This is a genomic window from Streptomyces sp. RPA4-2 (assembly GCF_012273515.2).
GTDB classification, from domain to species: domain Bacteria; phylum Actinomycetota; class Actinomycetes; order Streptomycetales; family Streptomycetaceae; genus Streptomyces; species Streptomyces kaempferi.
On the sequence record NZ_CP050975.2, the window covers coordinates 934,836 to 954,329 of the forward strand.

Below are 19,494 nucleotides of genomic sequence, written 5' to 3' on the forward strand. Positions count from 1 at the left end.
CGCCAACCGCCTTGACACACGGCGGAGTTGAACGCCGTGGGGACTGTCGGGCCCCGAGGCGAAAGCCTCACCGATTCACCATGTCCATGTAAAGGAAGAAGATCCCTTTTACGAACTTCGAGGCGATCTCTTTACGAATGTTCGCTTTTCGGTGACCAAGGTGTGACCTGCTGTGCGTCTCCCGAACAGATGAGTGAGAGCCGGGAACGGTTGCCTCGCGAGGGGCGCCGACCGGCACATGTGACCGACGTCGCAGCGCCTCCGGCTCCACCCGCTGCGGGCGGAGCCGGAGACGGCGAGGTGTCAGATCGTGCGGTGGGCGAGCGAGGAGAGCACGGTGCGCAGGTCCCCGGCGGGGCGCGGAGCCAGCGAAGCGCCCGCCAGGAGGGTGTCCGCCGCGGCGAGGTGCCGACGCGCCTCGCGCAGCGCCGCCGAACGGCCGCCGGCCTGTTCGACGAGGGCCGCGGCCCGGCGCACGGCGGTGTCGTCGAGGACCCCTGGGGAGGCGAGGAGTTCGGCGAGCGCGCGATGCCCCGGAGCCGCGAGGGCGGCTAGGACCGGCAGGGTCTTCTTGCCCTGCCGCAGATCGCCGTGGACCGGTTTGCCGGTGACGACCGGGTCGCCCCAGATGCCCAGCAGGTCGTCGGCGATCTGGAAGGCCACCCCGAGATGGCGCCCGGCGCGGTCGAGCGCGGCGGCCGTCTCCCCCCGCGCTCCGGCTAGTCGGGCCCCGACCGCCAGCGCGCACCCGAGCAGGGCGCCGGTCTTGTGCTCGGCCATCACCTCGTACTCCCGCACCCCCACCGCGTCGGGCCCCGTCCACGGACGCCGGGCGAACAGCAGGTCGTCCGCCTGCCCCCGGACCAGGTCGCGCAGTGCGGTGGTCAACTGCCGCACAGCCGCCCCGGAACGCGAGGTCGAGGGCGCCGCCGTGAGGGTGTCCACGGCCAGCGCGAACAGCGCGTCACCCGCGAGGACGGCGGGACCGGTGCCGTACGCCTTCCACACCGCGGGGCGCCCGCGGCGCAGCGCGTCGCCGTCCATGATGTCGTCGTGCAACAGCGAGAAGGTGTGCACCAGTTCCACGGCGACCGCCCCCGGCACGCCCTCCTCGGCGGAGCCCCTGACCGCCTCCGCCCCGAGTACGGCGAGCGCCTGCCGTACACCCTTGCCCTGACGGTGGGCCACGGGGGCGCCGCCGACCTCGCAGCGGCCCAGCGCGTAGCCGGCCATCTCGCCCACCCAGGGATGCAGTCCGCCGATCGCCTCCGCGAGGGCCGGGGCGACCAGTTGCCGGCAGCGGTCGAGGATCTCCGGGGCGGCGGGCGGCGCGTGCAGGGCCGTGGAGGGCATCATCGGGCGGCCGCCTCGTCCGTGCCCGCCTCGCCCGCCGCCGGGCCGGGCGTACAGCCGAGTTCCGTCCGTGCCCGCTCGACCATCTCCCGGGCGTGCCGCAGTCCGATGCGCTCCAACACCCGTGCGAGGTCGGTGAGTTCCGCCTCCGTCTCGACGCGGTCGCGGCCGAGGCGGGCCAGCGACTTGGCCAGTCCGAGCCGGGAGAGGGCCCGGCCGCGCGGCTCGCTCATCTCCTCGAACTCCGCCAGGGCCTGGGTGTAGACGTCCCGGGCCTCCTCATAACGCCCCGCCCGGTAGAGCACGTTGCCGCGCATCTTGTGGTTGTAGGCGAGAGCGCCGGACAGGTTCATCGCGCGGCAGGAGACCTCCGCCTCGCCCAGCAGTTCCAGCGCGCGGTCCGGGTCCCGGTCGCGCACGGAGACGATGTCCGCGAGACCGCGCAGGGCCCAGGCATGGCCGCGCCTGTCCTCGGCGCCGGCGGCGATCCCGGCCGCCTCCTCGAACAACGCGTACGCGGTGTCGTAGGCGCCGGTGTTGCGGTGTATCTGCGCGATACCCTCCAGCGCCCACACGGTGTGGCGGGCCTCGCCGCGCACCCGGGCCTCGGCCAGGAGCTGTTCGTGCAGGGCGGTCACGGCGGCGTAGTCACCCTGGATGCGCCCCGTCTCGGCCAGCCCCGCCAGGGAGTAGCCACGCACGACCACATCCCCCGCCCGGCCGCCGAGTTCGGCGGCCAGCCGCAGCAGCCGCCACGCGAGCGGGAAGGCACCGCGCTGCCGGGCCAGGGTGCCGCCGCTCCACAGCGCCCACGCCATGGCGCCGGTGTCCCCGGCCGTGCGGGCGGTGCGGTAACTCGCCTTCCACGCCCGGTCGGCGTCCGCGACCTGCCCGAGGCGGCGATGCGCCTCGGCGACCGCCAGACCCGAGCGGGCCGCTTCGGCGCGGGCGCCCGCGCGCTCCGCCGCACGCAACTGCTCGGTACCCGCGGCCAGCACATCGGTCAGCGAGGAGTTCACGGACAGGGTGGTCAGAGCGCCCTGGTACTCGGGGGCGAAGGCCTTGCCGTACATGGATGCCTTTCGGTCTGCCACCGGCGGGCCGGCGCCTGTCCGGCCGCCCGGTGGGACGGAGTGTGGGGGGCGACGGCGCGCGGTGCCTCGACTCCACTCATCGCATATGCACACGCTCTATACACGCGATGTATACATGGAGCGCATAGTGGGCCGGATCTCCACCCGTGAATCCCCGGCCCGCCACGGTCGGCGCGCCGCCTACCCGTCGTCGATCAAGACGACGTCGGCGCGGGCGAGGTTGCCTGCCACCGCCAAGAAGAGCGAACCGGACCCGGCGCGGGCACGGTCGGCGCCCTCCCCGGACGGCGCGGGACGACAGGAGCGGCACAGGGTGAGCCGTCCTCGCGGCCCCCACCGGGACCGAGGTCAGGACCCGGCCGCCGCCGCAGGTCCGACAGAATGGAACGCACATTCGATTACGGAGTACGCTGGACGCATGTCCACGCATCTCCAGGGCTCGCTCTTCGACCAGACCGACGAGCTCCACCTCGCTCCGCTGAACGCGACGCGCCGCACCGCGCTGGGCGCCGGGGCCTGGATCGACCTGCTGCCCGGGTGGCTCGGCGGGGCCGACGCGCTCTTCGAGCGGCTCGTCGCCGAGGTGCCGTGGCGGGCGGAGCGGAGACAGATGTACGAGCACGTGGTGGACGTACCGCGGCTGCTCTCGTACTACGGGGCGGGCGACGCGCTGCCCCACCCGATCCTCGACGAGGCGCGGGCCGCACTGTCGGCCCACTACGCCGACGAGCTCGGCGAGCCGTTCACCACCGCGGGCCTGTGCTACTACCGGGACGGCCGGGACAGCGTCGCCTGGCACGGGGACCGGATCGGCCGGGGCGCACGGGAGGACACCATGGTCGCGATCCTCTCCGTGGGCGCCCCGCGTGACCTGCTGCTGCGCCCGCGCCGCGGCGGGGACACCGTGCGCCGCCCCCTCGGCCACGGCGACCTCATCGTGATGGGCGGCTCCTGCCAGCGGACCTGGGAGCACGCCGTGCCCAAGACGGCACGCGCGGCCGGACCACGGATCAGCGTCCAGTTCCGCCCGCACGGGGTGAACTGAGACCGCGCGTCCACTCCCGCTCCCGCACCCAACCGGTGGCGTCCCGCGCGCGCCGGGCGGACCGGCAACAGGCTTACGGCGTCAGCAGTGCCTGCACCGTCGGGCCGTACCGCTCGACGATGTCCTCGATCGCGGTCGCCCGCAGCCGGGAACCGCGCGCGATGCCGTACATCACGCCGAGTCCCAGCAGGGTGGCGACGGCGAGTTCGGCGCGCAGGCCCGCGTCGGGGCCCTCGAGACGTACGGCCAGCCGATCGCTGACCTGCGTACGGAAGTTGGCGCGCAGTATGTCGCCCTGTTCGCCCTGGAGCGGGGCGAAGACGATCCGCAGGACGGGGTCGGCGCCCCGCTCGGTCTGGCCGACCAGCAGATGGCGGACCATGTGCGGGCCGAGGTCCTCCAGCGGCGCGTCCAGCAGGGCGGCCGCGTCCGTCTCGAACGACATCACCCGTGCGAACAGCGCGTCCTTGTTCCCGAAGTACTTGAGGATCAACGGCGCGCTCACACCGGCCCGGTCCGCGACCGTCTTGAGCGTGATGTCCGTGTGCGCGTGACGTGCCATGAGGTGACGGGCCGCGCGCAGGATCGCCGCCTTCGTGGCCTCGGCGTCACGGCGCTGGAGGCCGTTCGGGGCCGCCGCCGGTCCGGGAGGCGGGACGGACACGGTGCTCACGCTCCTTCCAGTGCTCCGTCCCGGGGCGCCTCCGTGGTGCCCGAGGCACGCCGGGTGCCCCGGGACGGGGGGTCCGCGGGGATGGCGAGGGAGGCGGCGCAGGCCACCAGGGCGACCGTACCGGCCATGGCGAAGGCCAGCAGATAGCCGTGCAGGGTCGGGATCGGGGCGCCGCCGATCAGGCTCGTGTGATGGACGAGGATCGCGGCCACCGCGGCACTGCTCACAGCCTGGCCGATGGTGCGCATGAGCACGTTGACGCCGTTGGCGGAGGCGGTCTGCGCAGCGGGGACGGCCCGCAGGATCAGGGTGGGCAGCGCGGAGTAGGCGAAGGTCGTGCCCGTCGCGCAGACCGCGGAGCCGAGGACGACCACCCACAGGTCGCGGCTGTCGAGGATCCGGATGCCGTAGCCGAAGGCGATGATCGCGGCCCCTATCGCCAGCGTCACCCGGGCGCCTCGGGCCGCCGACACGCGCGCGGACACCGGGGAGAGCAGCAGCATGGTCACCCCACCGGGCAGCAGGCACACGCCCGTCGCGACGATGGACAGACCGAGTCCGTAACCGGTCGCCTTGGGCGCCTGCACCAGCTGCGCCGTCACCAGGGAGTTGGCGTAGAAGGCGAATCCGGTGAGGAGCGCCGCTATGTGCGGCAGGGCGACCTTGGGACTGGTGGCCAGCTTCAGGTCGACCAGCGGCCGTTCGGCGCGCAGCTGCTGCGTCCACCACAGGCCGAGGACACCGACGCTGCCGGCGAACAGGCCCAGGATCGTGGGGCTGGTCCAGCCCCACTGGCCGCCCTGCGACACGCCCATCAGCAGGCAGGTGAGCCCGACGGCCAGACCCAGCGCGCCGAGACTGTCGAAGCGGCCCGGTTCACGGACGGGCGACTCGCGCACCGCCCACCAGGCCAGCACGGTCCCGAGGGCGCCGATCACGGTCGTCCCCCAGAACATGACATGCCAGTTGGCGTACTGGACCACCATCGCGGCGAGCGGCAGCCCGAGGGCGGCGCCGATCCCCACGGTCGAGCTCATCAGCGCCACCGCGGAACCCGTGCGCTCGGGCGGCAGTTCGTCCCTCAGGAGGCTGATCGACAACGGCACGACGGCGGCCGCGGCACCCTGCAGGGCGCGCGCCACGATGAGCACCCGGATGTCGGACGTCAGAGCGCACATCAGCGACCCGACCGTCATCATCGCGAGGGCGATCAGCAGGACGCGCTTCTTGCCGTACATGTCGCCGGCCCGTCCCAGAACGGGGTTCAGGACGGCTCCGGTCAGCAGCGTCGCCGTCACCATCCAGGACACCGCGCCCGCCGACGCGCCCGTCAGCCGCGGCAGGTCGGGGAGCAGCGGCACCACGACCACCTGCATGACGGCCATGAGGCTCCCGCCGAGCGCGAGGACCGGCACGGTCAGCCGGTCACGCAGTGCCGCCATGAACACTCCAGGAGTAGACGCGCGAAAAAGAGGTGAATAGGAATTCACCTTAATGGGTGAATCACTATTCACTCAACGCGCGCCCGCCTCCCCGCGGGCGGCTACCGGCGCGCGCGTGCCTGGACCGTGCGCGCCACGCGCGGTCCCAGCCAGCGTTTGAAACGGCGCAGCGCCTCCAGTCGCCCGGCCGCCCGGTCGATCCGGTAGTACAGCTGCGGCGGTACGTACGGGAGCAGCGGGGAGTGCCGTTGGCCGAGCAGGGCGAACATCTGGGCCGCCGGAAGGCGGACGTACCGCGGCAGGTTCTCGTACCACTGGGCGCTGTGCCGGGCGGCGCTCTGGACCGACAGGAGCGCGGACTTGCGTTCCTGTTCGTACCGGGTCAGGGCGGTGGACAGTTCCCGTTCCTCGCCCAGGGCTCCGGCCAGGGCGATGGCGTCCTCCAGCGCGAGCGTGGTGCCTGCGCCGATCGAGTAGTGCGTGGTGTGGGCGGCGTCGCCGAGCAGGACGAGGTTGCCGCGATGCCAGGTGCGGTTCGTCAGGGTTCGGAAGTTCAGCCACTGCGCACCGCCGTCGGCGTGCTCCCGCCCGATCAGGCCGTGTCCGTCGAGGAGGTCGGCGAAGATCTTCTCCAGCAGGGCGAGACCGTCGGCCTCGCCGGTCCGGTCGAGACCGAGACCGGTCCAGGTCTCCGGTGAGCACTCGACGACGCAGGTGCTCAGGGCCTCGCCGAACCGGTAGGCGTAGCACCAGATCCAGCCGTGCTCCGTCTCCACGAAGGCGAAGGTGAAGGAGTCGAAGACCTTGGTGGTGCCGAGCCAGATGTAGGTGTTGCGGCCGAGGGTGACGTCGCTGCCGAAGTGGCCGGCGTGGGCCTCGCGCAGCGCGCTGTTGACTCCGTCGCAGGCGACGACGAGATCGGCCTCGGGCATCCGGTCCGCGGTGATCCCGTGCTCGTACTCGATGCGCACCCCCAGGGATCGCGCGCGTTCCGCGAGGAGGTCGAGCAGCAGCCTGCGGCCGATGCCGAACCCCTCGTCGCCGTGGTGCACCGTCGTCTCGCCGCCGATGTGGGCGACCCCGTCGCTCCAGCGGACCGAGTTCGCCCGGACGGCGCGCGCGGACTCGGGGTCGCCCTCGTGGAGCTTGTCGAGCAGGGCCGCCCAGTACGTCACCCCCCAGCCGTAGGTCGATCCGGCCGGGTTGCGTTCGTGGACGGTGATGTCGTGGGACGGGTCCTGGCGTTTCATCAGGATCGAGAAGTAGAGGCCGGCCGGTCCACCGCCGACGCACGCGATCTTCACGCGTACTCCCAAATGTCACACAGAGCGGTCAATTGGGCACGAAGAGTAGCAGGGGTCGACGGGAGTCACGGGCCTCACGGTTCACGCCAGCTTGAGGGGGTGAGCCGCACCACTCGGCACGCACCGGTCCCGGAAGATCACCGACGGCGCACGGACCGGCAGGAGGATTTCCGGCTCCCGGTCGATCCCGGAGGCCTCGACAGCAAGATCATCTTCGTTCAACCTTGGACGACATCTCATCAATTGTCCTGATCGCAGCCAACCGACATCCGGCGATTTCTCCCCCTCTCCTACGAACCGATAGGCATGTCGGGTCATCAACAGAGCCGACCCCAGGAGGAATCCGCATGCCGGAACTCACTCGTCGCCGTGCGCTCGGGGCCGCGGCCGCCCTCGCCGCCGCGACCGGCGCCCAGGCGCTCACCACCACTTCGGCCTCGGCCGCCGTGCCTGCCGCCGGACACCACCACGACGGACCCGAACCCTTCGACGAGGTCTACCGGGGCCGCCGGATCGAAGGCCGTGCCGGTGGCGGCGGTCACCATCACGGCGCCGGCTACGGCGTGTTCGTCGACGGGATGGAACTGCACGTGATGCAGAACGCGGACGGCAGCTGGATCAGCGTCGTCAGCCACTACGACCCGGTGGCCACCCCGCGCGCCGCCGCCCGCGCCGCGGTCGTGGAGCTGCAAGGGGCACCCCTCGTCCCCCTCGACTGACCGCCCCCTCACCCGCACCCGCACCCGCGAACAGCGACGCCAACAGCACGTCAGCACCGCACAGCAGACCGTGGAGTCCCGCACATGACCGTACGCAAGAACCAGGCGAACCTCTCCGCCGACGAGAAGCGGCGTTTCGTCGACGCGCTCCTCCAGCTCAAGCGCAGTGGCCGGTACGACGCCTTCGTCACCACGCACAACGCCTTCATCATGGGCGACACGGACAACGGTGAACGGACGGGCCACCGTTCGCCGTCGTTCCTGCCCTGGCACCGCAGATTCCTGCTGGAGTTCGAACGCGCCCTGCAGTCCGTGGACTCCTCGGTCGCCCTGCCGTACTGGGACTGGAGCACCGACCGTTCGCCCCGCTCCTCCCTGTGGGCCCCGGACCTCCTCGGCGGCACCGGTCGCAGCCTGGACGGCCGGGTGATGGACGGCCCCTTCGCGGCCGCCGCCGGCAACTGGACGATCAACGTGCGCGTCGACAGCCGTACGTATCTGAGGCGCTCGCTCGGCAGCGGCGTCCGGGAGCTGCCGACCCGTGCGGAGGTGGAGTCCGTGCTCGGGATGGCCACGTACGACATGGCGCCGTGGAACAGTTCCTCGGACGGCTTCCGCAACCACCTCGAAGGCTGGCGCGGCGTCAACCTCCACAACCGGGTGCACGTCTGGGTCGGCGGGCAGATGGCCACCGGCGTCTCCCCCAACGACCCGGTGTTCTGGCTCCACCACGCCTACATAGACAAGCTCTGGGCCGACTGGCAGCGCCGCCACCCCGACTCCGGATACCTGCCGCTCTCCGGTACCGCCGACGTGGTCGACCTCGGCGAGACGATGAAGCCCTGGAACGACGTGCGGCCCTCGGACCTGCTGGATCACACCGCGTTCTACACGTTCGACGTCGCCTGAACCGAGACACCGGCACTCCCGGCCGAGGCACTCCCCTGCCGACGCCGGGCACGGTGCGGTGGCCCTCGCACAGCGGGGCCACCGCATCGCCCGTCTCGCGCATCGCCCGTCGCGCGCGTCAGCCGTCCGGCGCAACGACCGTCTCGCGCGCCGCGCAACCACCGCTCATTCCTGACCGATTCGTTTCGTCCTGACCCGTTTCAGTCCGCTTTCGGCTGCTTCAGCCCGGTTCGGCAGTCGGTGCGTCGCCGTGCGCCCTGGAGTACTACGGGCGCATCAGACGTCGCTCGTCTCGGACGTGCGGCACTCGGGATGTCCCCAGCCCTGACCGTTCTTGGCGATGGACTCACCCGCCGCGTACGAGCGGCCGCAGACACAGCGGCCGGGGAACTTGGCCTTGATCGTGCGGGCCGACGCGCCCTGCCGCGCGGCCGCCGTGCCCTGCCGGGGCGTCTTGGCCGTGGCGCTGCGGCGGACGGCGCCCGAGGCGGCGGGGGTGTCGGGAGACGCCGGAGGCTCCGGGGAGCCGAGGTCGCTGCCCGCGGGCTGCTGGACCACCGCGGCCTGGCTCGCCGCACGGTCGGCGAAGTCGTTGAGCCGGTCACCGTCGACCTGGTGGGCGGGGACGTAGCGGAACTCCACGGTGCGGCCGTCGAGGAGTTCGTCGATGCGCGCGACGAGTTCCTGGTTGGCGACCGGCTTGCCGGAGGCCGTCTTCCATCCCTTGCGCTTCCAGCCGGGCAGCCATGTGGTGACAGCCTTCATCGCGTACTGCGAGTCCATCCGGATCTCGAGCGGGACCTCCGGCGACACAGCCGTCAACAGGCGCTCCAGCGCGGTGAGTTCGGCGACGTTGTTCGTCGCCTTGCCCAGCGGACCGGCCTCCCAGCGGGTCGGCGTCTCCTCGCCGTCGGCGACGACCCACGCCCATCCGGCCGGTCCCGGGTTTCCCTTCGAAGCCCCGTCACAGGCGGCCACAACGCGTTCAAGCATGGCCCCGATCATGCCACGCCCCGGGGGCCGCTCACCGCACGGGGCGCGGCTCCCGGGCCCGGCTCCGCGGGCTGGTGCCGAGCACCCGCAGGCCCAGCAGGGTGGCCGTGTGCAGGACGTACTTGCCGTCGCGGTGACTGGCCACGAGGCCCCCGTCGCGCAGTACGCCGATCTGGTAGCTGGCGCTGGGCAGCGCGATGCCCACGGCCTCGGCCACCTCGGAGGTGGTGCGGGCGCTCTGCCCGGCGACCTCGGTCAGGACGGCGGCGCGGGTGCGGCCCAGCAGGCGTTCGACCCCGTCGTCCGTGCCGTCCGCGACGGCGAGGGGTGTCTTCGCCACCGGGTAGACGAGTACGGGATCGAGACCCGGGTCCGCCAGGGCGGTGGGCCGGCGCCAGCAGAAGTAGGAGGGGACGAGAAGCAGTCCGCGGCCGTCCAGATACAGGTCGCGCTCGACGGGGTAGTTCACCTCGAGCACCGGCGCGTTCCAGCGCGCCATGGGGCGCAGACCCTCGAGCAGCGCCTGGGTGCCGCCGTCGAGCAGGGCACGGGAGCGCACCCCGACATCGTTGCCCACCGCCGAGCGGATGTGCGGCCAGTGCGGTTCCAGCAGCCCGCGGAAGTAGACGCCCAGGGCGTTCGCGAGCGACTTGAGCGCGTCGCCGCCCGGGCGGCCCAGTGAGCCGGCCCAGGTCGGGACCGGGCGGGACTCGGCCAGCCGGGACATCTCGCGGACCAGTTGCGTGCGCGGGGTGCGCAGCAGTTGGTCGAGGCCGGCGGTCAGTCCGCCACCGGTGACCGGAGGGGTGAGGAAGTCCGGAATGTAGCCGGTCGAGGGAATCAGGGCCCGTAAGGGGCGCAGCGCGCGGACGAGGGCCGAGTCACCCGCGAACCGCTGGGAGACGGAGCGGCGCCAGTGTCCGAATTCGAGTGATCCCTGGCCGGTCTCCAGCCGGCACACGCTGCACATCAGTTCCCAGAGGGGGTCGGGCTGACGGGCCACTCGGATGTTCTGGAGGTCGTACGACGTGAAGTGAATACGGAGCATGCGGTCTCTCTCGCTCGCCATGCCTGTGGGGGGTTCGGCCGCCCGGACGTGCCACAGCCACAAGAGGGGACGAATACCGCATGCGCATGGTTGCCCCGGGGCGAAGAGGACCGGCCCGCCGCGGAGAGAACGCGTCATTCTCTCCGCGGCGGGCCGGGGGGCTCGCGACGCCGGCCGTCCAGCGCGCGGCGCGTGAGCGAGTGTCACGGCCGCGCGGGGGCGAGGCGGACCTCGAAACCGTTCGGGCGGCGCCGCGCCAGAGGTGACCCCGGTCGCTGACCTGCGGTGTCACCTCGGAATGCCGTGGGCCGGCCGCGCCCGCGACGACGTGGTCAACGAGGGCGGCCGGCCGGTCCCGCGGGTGTCGGTCAGCAGTAGAGGTTGGCGCCCGCCGAGGTGCCCAGGATCTGTACGAACCGCTGGTAGGCGTCCACGCGGCTCTGTACCTGCGCGGGGTTCCTGCCGTCGCACTCCAGGGAACCGTTGATGCTCCGGATGGTCTGGCCGAATCCGGCACTGTTGACCATCGCGTTGTGCGGCGTCATCGTGCCGGGTCCCGACTGCGTGTTCCAGTACCAGAGTCCCGTCTTCCAGGCGACGGAGGAGTCGGTCTGGACGAGGTTGGGGTTGTTGAGCAGATCGATGCCCAACGCATCGCCCGCCGCCTTGTAGTTGAAGTTCCAGCTGAGCTGGATCGGCCCCCGGCCGTAGTAGGCGGACTGGCCGGCCGGGCAGCCGTAGGGCTGGCTCCAGTCGCAGTAGTGCGGGTAGTTGGCGGTGTTCTGCTCCACCACGTAGACCAGTCCGCCGGTCTCGTGGTTGACGTTGGCGAGGAAGGCCGCGGCCTCCTGCTTCTTGACCGTGTCGCTCCCGCTGTTCGCGAAGCCCGGGTAGGAGCTCAGGGCGGCCTTGAGGCCGTTGTAGCTGTAGAAGGAGTTCCGGTTCGGGAACATCTGGTTGAACTGCGCCTCGCTCACGACGAAGCCGGAGGGGTTCGTGGAGCCGCCGTCACACGCGTAGGGCTCCCAGTACCAGGTGCTGATGACGGGGTCGTAGCCCGGGTTGTCGTGCTCGGCGATGTAGGCCTTGCCGTCGGTGTAGCGGACGATGTTGCCGGTGACGTACGACTTGCCGGCCACCCAGTTCGGATAGCTCGAACAGGACGCGGCGGAGGCACCGGCTGCGGGCAGCAGTACCGGTGCGGCTGTTCCGACCACGATCGCGGCCAGGAGGGCGGAGAGGCGGCGCTTCGACACAGGATCAGTTCCTTTGCGGTGCCAGGCCGCACCGGAGGCAAGGTCAGAGCCTTGTGCGCGCGCCGAGGGGGGTCGGTCACGGCATCCGGGGGCGGCCACGGTGGGGGTGTGGGGCCACACTCAACCGCTTTGGTCTGTACCAGTCAAGGGTGTAGACCAGTCGGATCTGACAACGTTGGCGCTGAAGTGCCATGAGCTGCGCGGAAGTTGGCGCGGAGGTCCGCGAAGTGCCGCGTGCGAGTCCTTCGGGGCGCGGCGTCACGGTCTCCGGGAAGGGCCCGCCACGGAGCGCCGTCGATCCGCGTCCGCGGTCCGCTCCGGCCGCGCCCTCCGGATCCACGGCGCACGCCGCCCGCCCCGCCGTGCGGAGCAATCGGATCGCCCGGCACCACGCGCCTGGCCGGACTGATCACCGGCGAACCGATCCGTGCGTGGCCGGCTCGCACGGACCGCCCAGTCGAGCTCCAGGGAGCGCCCATGCGTCGCGCACGTCCGCGAGCCGGCCGCTGGAGGTCTTCACCCTCCCGGCCGGCGTCCGGGCCGAGGTGCCGGCGTCCCGACCATGTCGTTCGACCGTCTTCCCCGTCGTACCGACATCCCGTTGGACCTGGGCCGCCCGTCCCAGCGGGGCTTCCTCCGCACCGGATAGTGCTGAAGCGAGCGCCTTCCCACCCCGTCGCCACCCCGGACGAAGCCGCAGCCACACCCGCGGCACACACCCGCGGCCCGACCGTCCCCGGCCGGGCCGCGCAGGGTTCAGACCAGGACGCCACCCCCGTCCACGACCACGACGGACCCCGTGCTGTAGCCGCCGCGCATCAGGTACAGGTACGCCTCCGAGACATCCTCCGGAGTGCCCACCCGGCCCACCGGAAGGGACTCGGCGGAGGACCGGAACAGTCCGTCCCGTTCCTCTTCGGCGAGGTCACGCCAGAGCTCGGTGCGGACCACTCCGGGCGAGACCGCGTTCACCCGGACCGGCGCCAGCTCCAGGGCGAGAGCCCGCGTCAGCGACTCCATCGCGCCGCACAGACTTGCCGCCACGCTCGTGCCAGGCAGGGGGCGCCGACCCGCGGTCCCCGTGGTCAGCACCACCGAACCGCCGGGCCGGACGGAGGCGGCGCCGTACTTCACCGCCGCGTACGCGCCCCACAGACGCGTGTCCAGAAAGCGCCGGGCCCGCCCGAGGTCCGCCTCCGCGAGGCTCCCCATCAGCAGGGATTCGCCGGCCGTGTAGACGAGGTGGTCGAACTCCCCGACCCGCCCGAAGAAGGCGCGCAGCGCGTCCTCGTCGGTGGCGTCGAGGGTGTGCCCCTCGGCGCCGTCCGGCAGCCGCTCCAGTGCCGCGTCCACGCCCTCCTGCCGCCGCGAGGCGACGACCACCGCGGCGCCTTCCCGCGCGCTCGCCGCGGCGACCGCGAACCCGATGCCGGCCGTACCGCCGATGACGACGACGCGCTGTCCTCGCAGGTCCATGACGTTTCCCTTCACGTTGATCCGATGTGTTCCAGCCTGCGCCCACCTCCCCGCGGCCGTCCAAGACCTCTTTCGGTGTCGGCGATACCCTGGAGGCATCGCCGTCGGCGGGCTCGTACGACGAAGGGAACGACGGAAGGGACGGCCATGGACCTGGACCTGCGCAAGGTCCGCTACTTCGTGACGGTCGCGGAGCTGCTGCACTTCGGACGCGCCGCTGAGCGGCTGCACATCTCCCAGCCCGTGCTCAGCCGTCAGATCCGGGCGCTGGAGAAGGACTTGGGCACCGAGTTGTTCGTCCGGGACAGCCACGCGGTGTCGTTGACCCGGGCGGGAGCCCAACTCCTCGATGACGCGCGACTGTTGCTCGCGTCCGCGGATGCCGCCCGGCAGCGCGTCCAGCAGGCCTCCCGCGGCCCCCGCCGTCTCGTCGTCGGCTTCCGCGCGGGGATCGTCGTCACCCGGGCGCTGCGTGCGTTCGGTGCCCGGCACCCGGAGGTGGAGGTCAAGGCACGCCGAGTGGAATGGGACGACCAGGAACAGCTGATCCTGGAGGGTTCGGTCGATCTGGCCTACGTCCGCCGGCCGATCCGGGACGAGGGCCTGACGCTGCTGCCGCTGTACGCCGAGCCCAGGGTGGCGATGCTGCCGGAGGGCCACCGGCTCGCCGGCAAGCAGGAACTCGCCCTCGCCGACCTCGACGACGAGACCTGGCTGCGCTACTCCGACCCTCGGCCCGGGGACGTACCGATCCGCACCATCGAGGAGAAGTTCGAGTCCGTCGCCGCGGGGACCGGCATCACGCTGGTCCCGCACTCGGTCGCCGAGCAGTACTCACGGCCGGACATCACCTACGTACCCGTACCGGACGCCGAGCCCGACGAGGTGCTGCTGGCCTGGAGGTCCGGCCGCCGCTCAACCCTGATCGCGGCGTTCGCCGAGGTCGCGGCGGCCTCTCCGTCCGGTGACTGAGCGCGCGGATCCCGTACTTCGGGAGGGCCGATGCGCGCGATGGATCACTTCACCGCGGGAGTGAGGCGCCGGCGCGCTCCCCCGAGGGTTCCCGCCACGAGGGCGAGCAGTATCAGCGTGAGCCCCAGGAAGATCACGGGATTCACCCAGCCCGGCACCAGCTCGGTCCCCACGCCGTCCGACGTCACGCACTGCGCACTGACCGGCAGCGCTTCCCGCGTCACGACGTGATCGCCCGGTACGCCCTTCGCCGCACACATCTGGTCCGGGTCCAGGATGTAGAAGCCCGACATCACGCCCCACGCGTACGCGCCGCACACCGCCGCGCCGGCCATCAGCGCGACCAGCGCGCACGTCGAGGCGCTCGGCAGGTGCCACCCGCTGCCCGGTAGCCGCTGGTGGGCCCGTCGGGCGAGTGCCACGGCGGCGGCCACGAACACGCAGGGCGCCAGCATCGGCGCGAAGGCCAGGAACAGGAACACAAGGCTTGCCATGCCTGCCCAGACAGCGCAGGCGGATTTTCGGTTCCGCCGGTCACGTACGAGGGTGACGTACGAGGCGACCCCGTGCGCGGCTCGTCCCCGGTTCCCGCGCCCGTCCGGGCTCAGGTCACCTCGGTCGCCGTCGGCATCGTGCCCTCGGTCGTCTTGACGTCGATCACGGAGAACGCCGCCCCCTGTGGGTCGCTCAGCGCGGCGAACCGGCCGAACGGGCTGGTCATCGGACCGAAGCGGAGGATCGCGCCGCGCTCGGTCGCCTTCGCGACCGCCGCGTCGCAGTCGTCGACCGTGAAGTAGACGTTGACGTACGACGGAACCTCGGGCGGGAAGTCGTCCGTCATCCTCATCCGGCCCAGGACCGCGTCCTGACCGAGGTCGTAGAGCCTGAAGTCGATCGCGGAATCCTCCAGTTGCTTGGCGTGGTAGCCGAAGACGGCCGGGAAGAAGGCGTCCGTCCGCTCCGGCTCGCGGGTGAAGATCTCCGCCCAGCAGTAGGCGCCGGGCACGGCACGCGCCTCGAAGCCCTCGTGACGGCCGGCCTGCCACACTCCGAAGACCGCGCCGGCCGGGTCACGGGCGATCAGCATCGAACCGAAGTCGCCGACCGTCATCGGGTCCATCAGGACCTCGCCGCCGTGCGAGCGGATCTTCGCGGCGGTGGCGTCCGCGTCCGGCGACGCGAGGTAGAGGCACCAGGCGGACTGACCCTCCTGGCCGGGCATCGGCGGGACGACGGCGGCCACCGCCTTGCCGTTCACGTAGGCCTGCGTGTAGTTGCCGTACTCCGAGGACGACTCGCCGAACGTCCAGCCGAGCACGTCACCGTAGAAAACCTTCGCTGCCTCGACGTCACTGAACATCGCGTCCGCCCAGCAGGGCGTTCCCTCGGGCTCTACGGCCATGGTGTTCCACTCTTCCTCGTGCGGCGGGTTCCGGGGTCGCGTTTCGCACTCTGTCGCCCTGCCACGCTAGCCAGGCTCCGGGCCCGCCGCGCGCCGGCCGACGCCGCGTGGACCACACTGGAGAGGGCGCTCGGGTGGTCGTCGAGGGGACGGAACACGGGATGATGCACGCGTGGGAAGTGGCCCGCCCCGGGCCGATCGAGCGGGAACCGCTGCGCTTCGTGGAACGGCCGGTGCCGGTGCCCCGGTCCGACGAGCTCCTCGTGCACGTCCGGGCCTGCGGGGTGTGCCGCACGGACCTGCACGTCAGCGAGGGCGACCTGCCGGTGCGCCGGCCGCACGTGACACCGGGCCACGAGGTCGTGGGCGTGGTCGCGACGGCGGGCGAGGACGTACGCGGCTTCGCGGCCGGCGACCGGGTGGGCGTCGCCTGGCTGCGCCGTACGGACGGCATCTGCGCGTACTGCGCGCGAGGGGCCGAGAATCTCTGCCCGGCCTCGGAGTACACCGGCTGGGACGCCGACGGCGGCTACGCGGAGTACACGACCGTGCCGGCGGCCTTCGCGTACCGGCTGCCCGACGGCCTGGACGACGTCGCGTCGGCACCGCTGCTGTGCGCGGGCATCATCGGCCACCGCGCTCTGCTGCGGACCGCGCTGCCGCCGGGCGGGCGGCTCGGACTCTACGGCTTCGGCGGGAGCGCCCACCTGTGCGCTCAGGTGGCCCTCGCGCAGGGCGCCACCGTGCACGTGCTGACCCGTGACCCCGCAGCCCGGCGGCTCGCCCTCGCACTCGGGGCCGCCTCCGCCCGGGGCGCGTACGACGAGCCGCCCGAGCCGCTGGACGGCGCGATCCTGTTCGCGCCGGTCGGCGGCCTGGTCCCGGTCGCCCTGCGCGCGCTCGACCGGGGCGGGGTCCTGGCGGTCGCCGGGATCCATCTGAGCGACACCCCGCCGCTGCGCTACGAGAGCGAGCTGTTCTACGAGAAGGAGCTGCGCAGCGTCACCTCCAACACGCGCGAGGACGGGCGCGGCTTCCTTGAGCTCGCGGTCCGGCACCGGGTCCGTGCCACGACGCACACCTACCCGCTGTCCGAGGCACAGCGGGCCCTGCGGGACCTCAAGGCGGGCCGCTTCGACGGGGCGGCCGTACTGGTGAACGACCTGCCGCCGCGCCACTGAGCATGCGCGCCGGCCGCATTCCGCCACCGGACATGCGGGCCGGCCGCGTTCCGGCGCCCTCCCCCGGACGCGTCCACCCGGCCTCAGCCGGTGACGTCGACCCGTACCGTCATCAGTCCCGCGCCCATCGCGCGCACCGCCACGCTGTTGAACCGGGGCAGACTCCTGAGGCGCGCACGGGCGTCGTCCTGCGGCATCAGGTGGGCGATGCCGGCGTACCACCGGCCCCTGACCCGGATCCGCACCCGTGGGTCCGCCTTGATGTTCCGCACGTACTGCGACCGCTCGCCGTACTCGCTGACGAACCAGAACTCCCGCCCCGTCAGGCGGCCGCCGACCGGTGTCCGGCGCGGCAGCCCCGAGGCGCGCCCCGTGGTCTCCAGCAGGGTCTGGACGGGCAGCCGCCGCAGCAGCGGATTGCCGATCCGCCGCTGGAACGCCGTGACCGTCCGGTACTTCAGCTCGGGGTAGCGGGACATGCGAGACCTCTTCCGTTCGGTACCCGTCACCGGTCCGGGTGGTCGGGCAACCGTCTCACGACCGCTCGGCGAGTTCGGTGCCGACCAGGCGGTCGACGAGGCCGCGCGCGTCCACGGTGCTCAACGGGGGGGCCCGGCAAGGTCGTTGGAGCACGAGGCGCTACTCCCCCGCGTACGCCTTCTCCAGGGCGACGATGTCCAGCTTGGACATCCGCAGCATCGCCTGGGTCGTGCGGGCGGCCTTCTCCGGGTCCGGATCGCTGATCAGGTCGATGAGCCGGGACGGGACGACCTGCCAGGACAGGCCGTACTTGTCCTTGATCCAGCCACAGGGTCCGGCCTCGCCGCCGTCGTCGGCGAACTTCTTCCAGTAGTGGTCGACCTCCTCCTGGTCGTCGCAGTGGATCTGGAACGAGATCGCCTCGTCGAACGTGAACTGCGGGCCCCCGTTCAGCGCGACGAACCGCTGCCCGTTGGCCACGAACTCGGCCGCCAGCACGGTGCCGGCCGGCCCGGGGCCGGCCTCCGTGTAGCGGCCGACCCTGCCGAGCCGGGAGTTCTTGAAGATCGATACGTAGTAGTGGGCGGCCTCCTCGGCCTGGCCGTCGAACCACAGACAGGTGGTGAAACCCTCGGCGGACATGCGTACCTCCTCGGACGGGGAACATCGGTCACCTGTGCAGACCGATCGTCGCCGCAAAACTCATCGGTGGCACGCACCTACCGGCCACCGGGCCGAGAACCCGTCGGACACGCACCGACCGTGTCGCCCGTACGGTGGCGTCACGGTCGCCGCCGCGGTCTCGGTCGCGGTCTCGGGAGCCGCGCCACGCCGGGCGAAATCCAGCGGCGTGGGCGGGCGGCCCGGCGTTAGCATGCGCGGACATGACCTCTTCGGACGCCCCCCGCATCGAACCGTTCACCGTCGACTTCCCGCAGAGCGACCTCGACGACCTGCACCGACGCCTCGACCACATCCGCTGGCCCGACGAACTGCCGGGGGTCGGCTGGGCGTACGGCGTGCCCCGGGAGTACCTGCGGGAGCTCGTACGGTACTGGCGGCACACCTATGACTGGCGGGCGGCGCAGGACCGGCTGAACACATGGCCGCAGTTCACGACGGAGATCGACGGTGCGCGGGTCCACTTCGCGTACATCCGCTCGCCGGAACCCTCGGCGACCCCGCTGATCATGACGCACGGCTGGCCGGGCTCGATCGTCGAGTTCACCGACGTCGTCGGCCCGTTGACCGATCCGCGCGCGCACGGCGGCGATCCGGCCGACGCGTTCCATCTGGTCGTGCCGAGCATTCCCGGTTTCGGACTCTCCGGGCCGACCCGGGACACCGGCTGGGAGTTCCGGCGGGTGGCCGCCGCGTTCGCCGAGCTGATGACGCGGCTCGGCCACCCGCGTTTCGGTGCCCAGGGCGGGGACTGGGGCGGCGCCATCTCCCGTGAGCTGGGCCGGGCCTTCCCCGAGCGGCTCATCGGCGTCCACCTGAATCTGCTGCCCGGTTCGTCCGCGCAGACCGAACCGAGCGACGGTGAACTGGCCGCGCTGAGCCCCGAGGAGCGCGAGCGCGCCCTGACCTCGTGGCGGCGGACCCAGGAGTGGCGGCGGGACGAAGCCGGGTACGCCGAGCTCCAGTCGACCCGGCCGCAGACCCTCGGCTACGCGCTCACGGACTCCCCGGTCGGTCAACTCGCGTGGATCGTCGAGAAGTTCAGGCAGTGGACGGATGCCGAGGACCGCCCGGAGGAAGCCGTCGACCGGGACCTGATGCTGACGAACGTGATGCTGTACTGGCTCACCGGCACGGCCGGGTCCTCGGCCCGCATCTACTACGAGCGGGCGCACGCGGACTACCAGGGTGCCCAGCCCGGCGTCTCGACCGCGCCGACCGCGCTGGCGGTCTTCCCGCACGAACCCTTCGTACCGCTGCGGCACATCGCGGAGCGCACGAACAACATCGTGCGGTGGACGGAGTTCGACCGGGGCGGCCATTTCGCCGCGGCCGAGCAGCCGGGGCTCCTGGCCGACGACGTACGGGCCTTCTTCAGGTCGCTGCGCGCCTCTGCCCACAGCGAATCTGCCAGGGGCCGAGAAAGCTGACCCGGGCGGGACTTCGGTCCGATGGTGGAGATCGCG

General features: G+C 71.9%; 19 protein-coding genes. 6 read left to right on the forward strand and 13 right to left on the reverse strand.

The genetic code is table 11. The features are described 5' to 3' along the window. Positions 1-303: 303 nt before the first annotated feature. Positions 304-1,356 carry a polyprenyl synthetase family protein gene (locus tag HEP85_RS03650; RefSeq protein WP_365219458.1) on the reverse strand — a complete coding sequence of 351 codons (1,053 nt, stop codon included), beginning with the start codon at positions 1,354-1,356 and terminating at the stop codon, positions 304-306. Further along, positions 1,353-2,426, reverse strand: a complete 1,074-nt coding sequence (locus tag HEP85_RS03655; RefSeq protein ID WP_168533285.1) for a tetratricopeptide repeat protein — start codon at positions 2,424-2,426, stop codon at positions 1,353-1,355. The genes HEP85_RS03650 and HEP85_RS03655 overlap by 4 nt, the downstream gene beginning before the upstream one ends. A 439-nt stretch (positions 2,427-2,865) precedes the next feature. On the opposite strand from HEP85_RS03655, the gene HEP85_RS03660 reads away from it, so the two are divergent. Beyond that, positions 2,866-3,492 carry an alpha-ketoglutarate-dependent dioxygenase AlkB gene (locus HEP85_RS03660; RefSeq protein ID WP_168526147.1) on the forward strand — a complete coding sequence of 209 codons (627 nt, stop codon included), beginning with the start codon at positions 2,866-2,868 and terminating at the stop codon, positions 3,490-3,492. Positions 3,493-3,565: 73 nt separating this feature from the next. Here HEP85_RS03660 and HEP85_RS03665 read toward each other — a convergent pair whose 3' ends face one another. From HEP85_RS03665 to HEP85_RS03675, 3 genes are all read right to left on the reverse strand, one after another. After that, a complete protein-coding gene (locus HEP85_RS03665) occupies positions 3,566-4,165 on the reverse strand; it encodes a TetR family transcriptional regulator (protein WP_168526149.1) in 600 nt (199 codons plus the stop codon). After that, positions 4,162-5,607 (reverse strand): MFS transporter, encoded by a 1,446-nt coding sequence (locus tag HEP85_RS03670; RefSeq protein ID WP_168526152.1) that lies wholly within the window; start codon positions 5,605-5,607, stop codon positions 4,162-4,164. Before HEP85_RS03670 ends, HEP85_RS03665 begins: the two co-directional genes overlap by 4 nt. 101 nt (positions 5,608-5,708) lie before the next feature. Continuing rightward, positions 5,709-6,911 (reverse strand): FAD-dependent monooxygenase, encoded by a 1,203-nt coding sequence (locus HEP85_RS03675; protein WP_211117817.1) that lies wholly within the window; start codon positions 6,909-6,911, stop codon positions 5,709-5,711. Between the two features lie 347 nt (positions 6,912-7,258). On the opposite strand from HEP85_RS03675, the gene HEP85_RS03680 reads away from it, so the two are divergent. Then, positions 7,259-7,630, forward strand: coding sequence for a tyrosinase family oxidase copper chaperone (locus HEP85_RS03680; protein ID WP_168526154.1), 372 nt, complete (start codon positions 7,259-7,261; stop codon positions 7,628-7,630). 84 nt (positions 7,631-7,714) lie between these two features. Beyond that, positions 7,715-8,539, forward strand: a complete 825-nt coding sequence (locus HEP85_RS03685) for a tyrosinase family protein (protein ID WP_168526156.1) — start codon at positions 7,715-7,717, stop codon at positions 8,537-8,539. A 276-nt stretch (positions 8,540-8,815) separates the two neighbouring features. Here the strand turns inward: HEP85_RS03685 and HEP85_RS03690 are convergent, their stop codons facing one another. From HEP85_RS03690 to HEP85_RS03705, 4 genes are all read right to left on the reverse strand, one after another. Beyond that, positions 8,816-9,544: a ribonuclease H gene (locus HEP85_RS03690; protein ID WP_168526158.1), complete on the reverse strand. Its 729-nt coding sequence runs from the start codon at positions 9,542-9,544 to the stop codon at positions 8,816-8,818. Between the two features lie 19 nt (positions 9,545-9,563). Beyond that, positions 9,564-10,580: a helix-turn-helix transcriptional regulator gene (locus HEP85_RS03695; RefSeq protein WP_168526160.1), complete on the reverse strand. Its 1,017-nt coding sequence runs from the start codon at positions 10,578-10,580 to the stop codon at positions 9,564-9,566. Positions 10,581-10,948: 368 nt separating this feature from the next. After that, positions 10,949-11,836 carry a glycoside hydrolase family 19 protein gene (locus tag HEP85_RS03700; protein ID WP_168526162.1) on the reverse strand — a complete coding sequence of 296 codons (888 nt, stop codon included), beginning with the start codon at positions 11,834-11,836 and terminating at the stop codon, positions 10,949-10,951. A gap of 756 nt (positions 11,837-12,592) precedes the next feature. After that, the gene (locus tag HEP85_RS03705) at positions 12,593-13,312 is read right to left on the reverse strand and encodes an SDR family oxidoreductase (protein ID WP_329285076.1); all 720 of its coding nucleotides are present in this window, start codon (positions 13,310-13,312) and stop codon (positions 12,593-12,595) included. A 147-nt stretch (positions 13,313-13,459) separates the two neighbouring features. Here HEP85_RS03705 and HEP85_RS03710 point away from each other — a divergent pair, with 147 nt between their 5' ends. Next, entirely contained in the window at positions 13,460-14,284 is an 825-nt protein-coding gene (locus HEP85_RS03710; protein ID WP_168526164.1) for a LysR family transcriptional regulator, read from the forward strand. Positions 14,285-14,328: 44 nt separating this feature from the next. Here HEP85_RS03710 and HEP85_RS03715 read toward each other — a convergent pair whose 3' ends face one another. Both HEP85_RS03715 and HEP85_RS03720 read right to left on the reverse strand, forming a co-directional pair. After that, positions 14,329-14,778, reverse strand: coding sequence for a hypothetical protein (locus HEP85_RS03715; protein ID WP_211117819.1), 450 nt, complete (start codon positions 14,776-14,778; stop codon positions 14,329-14,331). Positions 14,779-14,888: 110 nt separating this feature from the next. Beyond that, positions 14,889-15,686 (reverse strand): VOC family protein, encoded by a 798-nt coding sequence (locus HEP85_RS03720; RefSeq protein WP_168526166.1) that lies wholly within the window; start codon positions 15,684-15,686, stop codon positions 14,889-14,891. Between the two features lie 164 nt (positions 15,687-15,850). Between HEP85_RS03720 and HEP85_RS03725 the strand changes: the two genes are divergently transcribed. Further along, positions 15,851-16,867 (forward strand): zinc-binding alcohol dehydrogenase family protein, encoded by a 1,017-nt coding sequence (locus HEP85_RS03725; protein ID WP_369658105.1) that lies wholly within the window; start codon positions 15,851-15,853, stop codon positions 16,865-16,867. 83 nt (positions 16,868-16,950) lie between these two features. Here the strand turns inward: HEP85_RS03725 and HEP85_RS03730 are convergent, their stop codons facing one another. Together HEP85_RS03730 and HEP85_RS03735 are read right to left on the reverse strand one after the other, a co-directional pair. Further along, on the reverse strand, positions 16,951-17,346 hold the full coding sequence (locus HEP85_RS03730) for a nitroreductase/quinone reductase family protein (protein ID WP_168526169.1): 396 nt from the start codon (positions 17,344-17,346) through the stop codon (positions 16,951-16,953). A gap of 160 nt (positions 17,347-17,506) precedes the next feature. After that, positions 17,507-17,989, reverse strand: coding sequence for a VOC family protein (locus HEP85_RS03735; RefSeq protein WP_365219475.1), 483 nt, complete (start codon positions 17,987-17,989; stop codon positions 17,507-17,509). Between the two features lie 242 nt (positions 17,990-18,231). Here HEP85_RS03735 and HEP85_RS03740 point away from each other — a divergent pair, with 242 nt between their 5' ends. Continuing rightward, positions 18,232-19,458 carry an epoxide hydrolase family protein gene (locus HEP85_RS03740; RefSeq protein WP_168526170.1) on the forward strand — a complete coding sequence of 409 codons (1,227 nt, stop codon included), beginning with the start codon at positions 18,232-18,234 and terminating at the stop codon, positions 19,456-19,458. Positions 19,459-19,494: the final 36 nt, after the last annotated feature.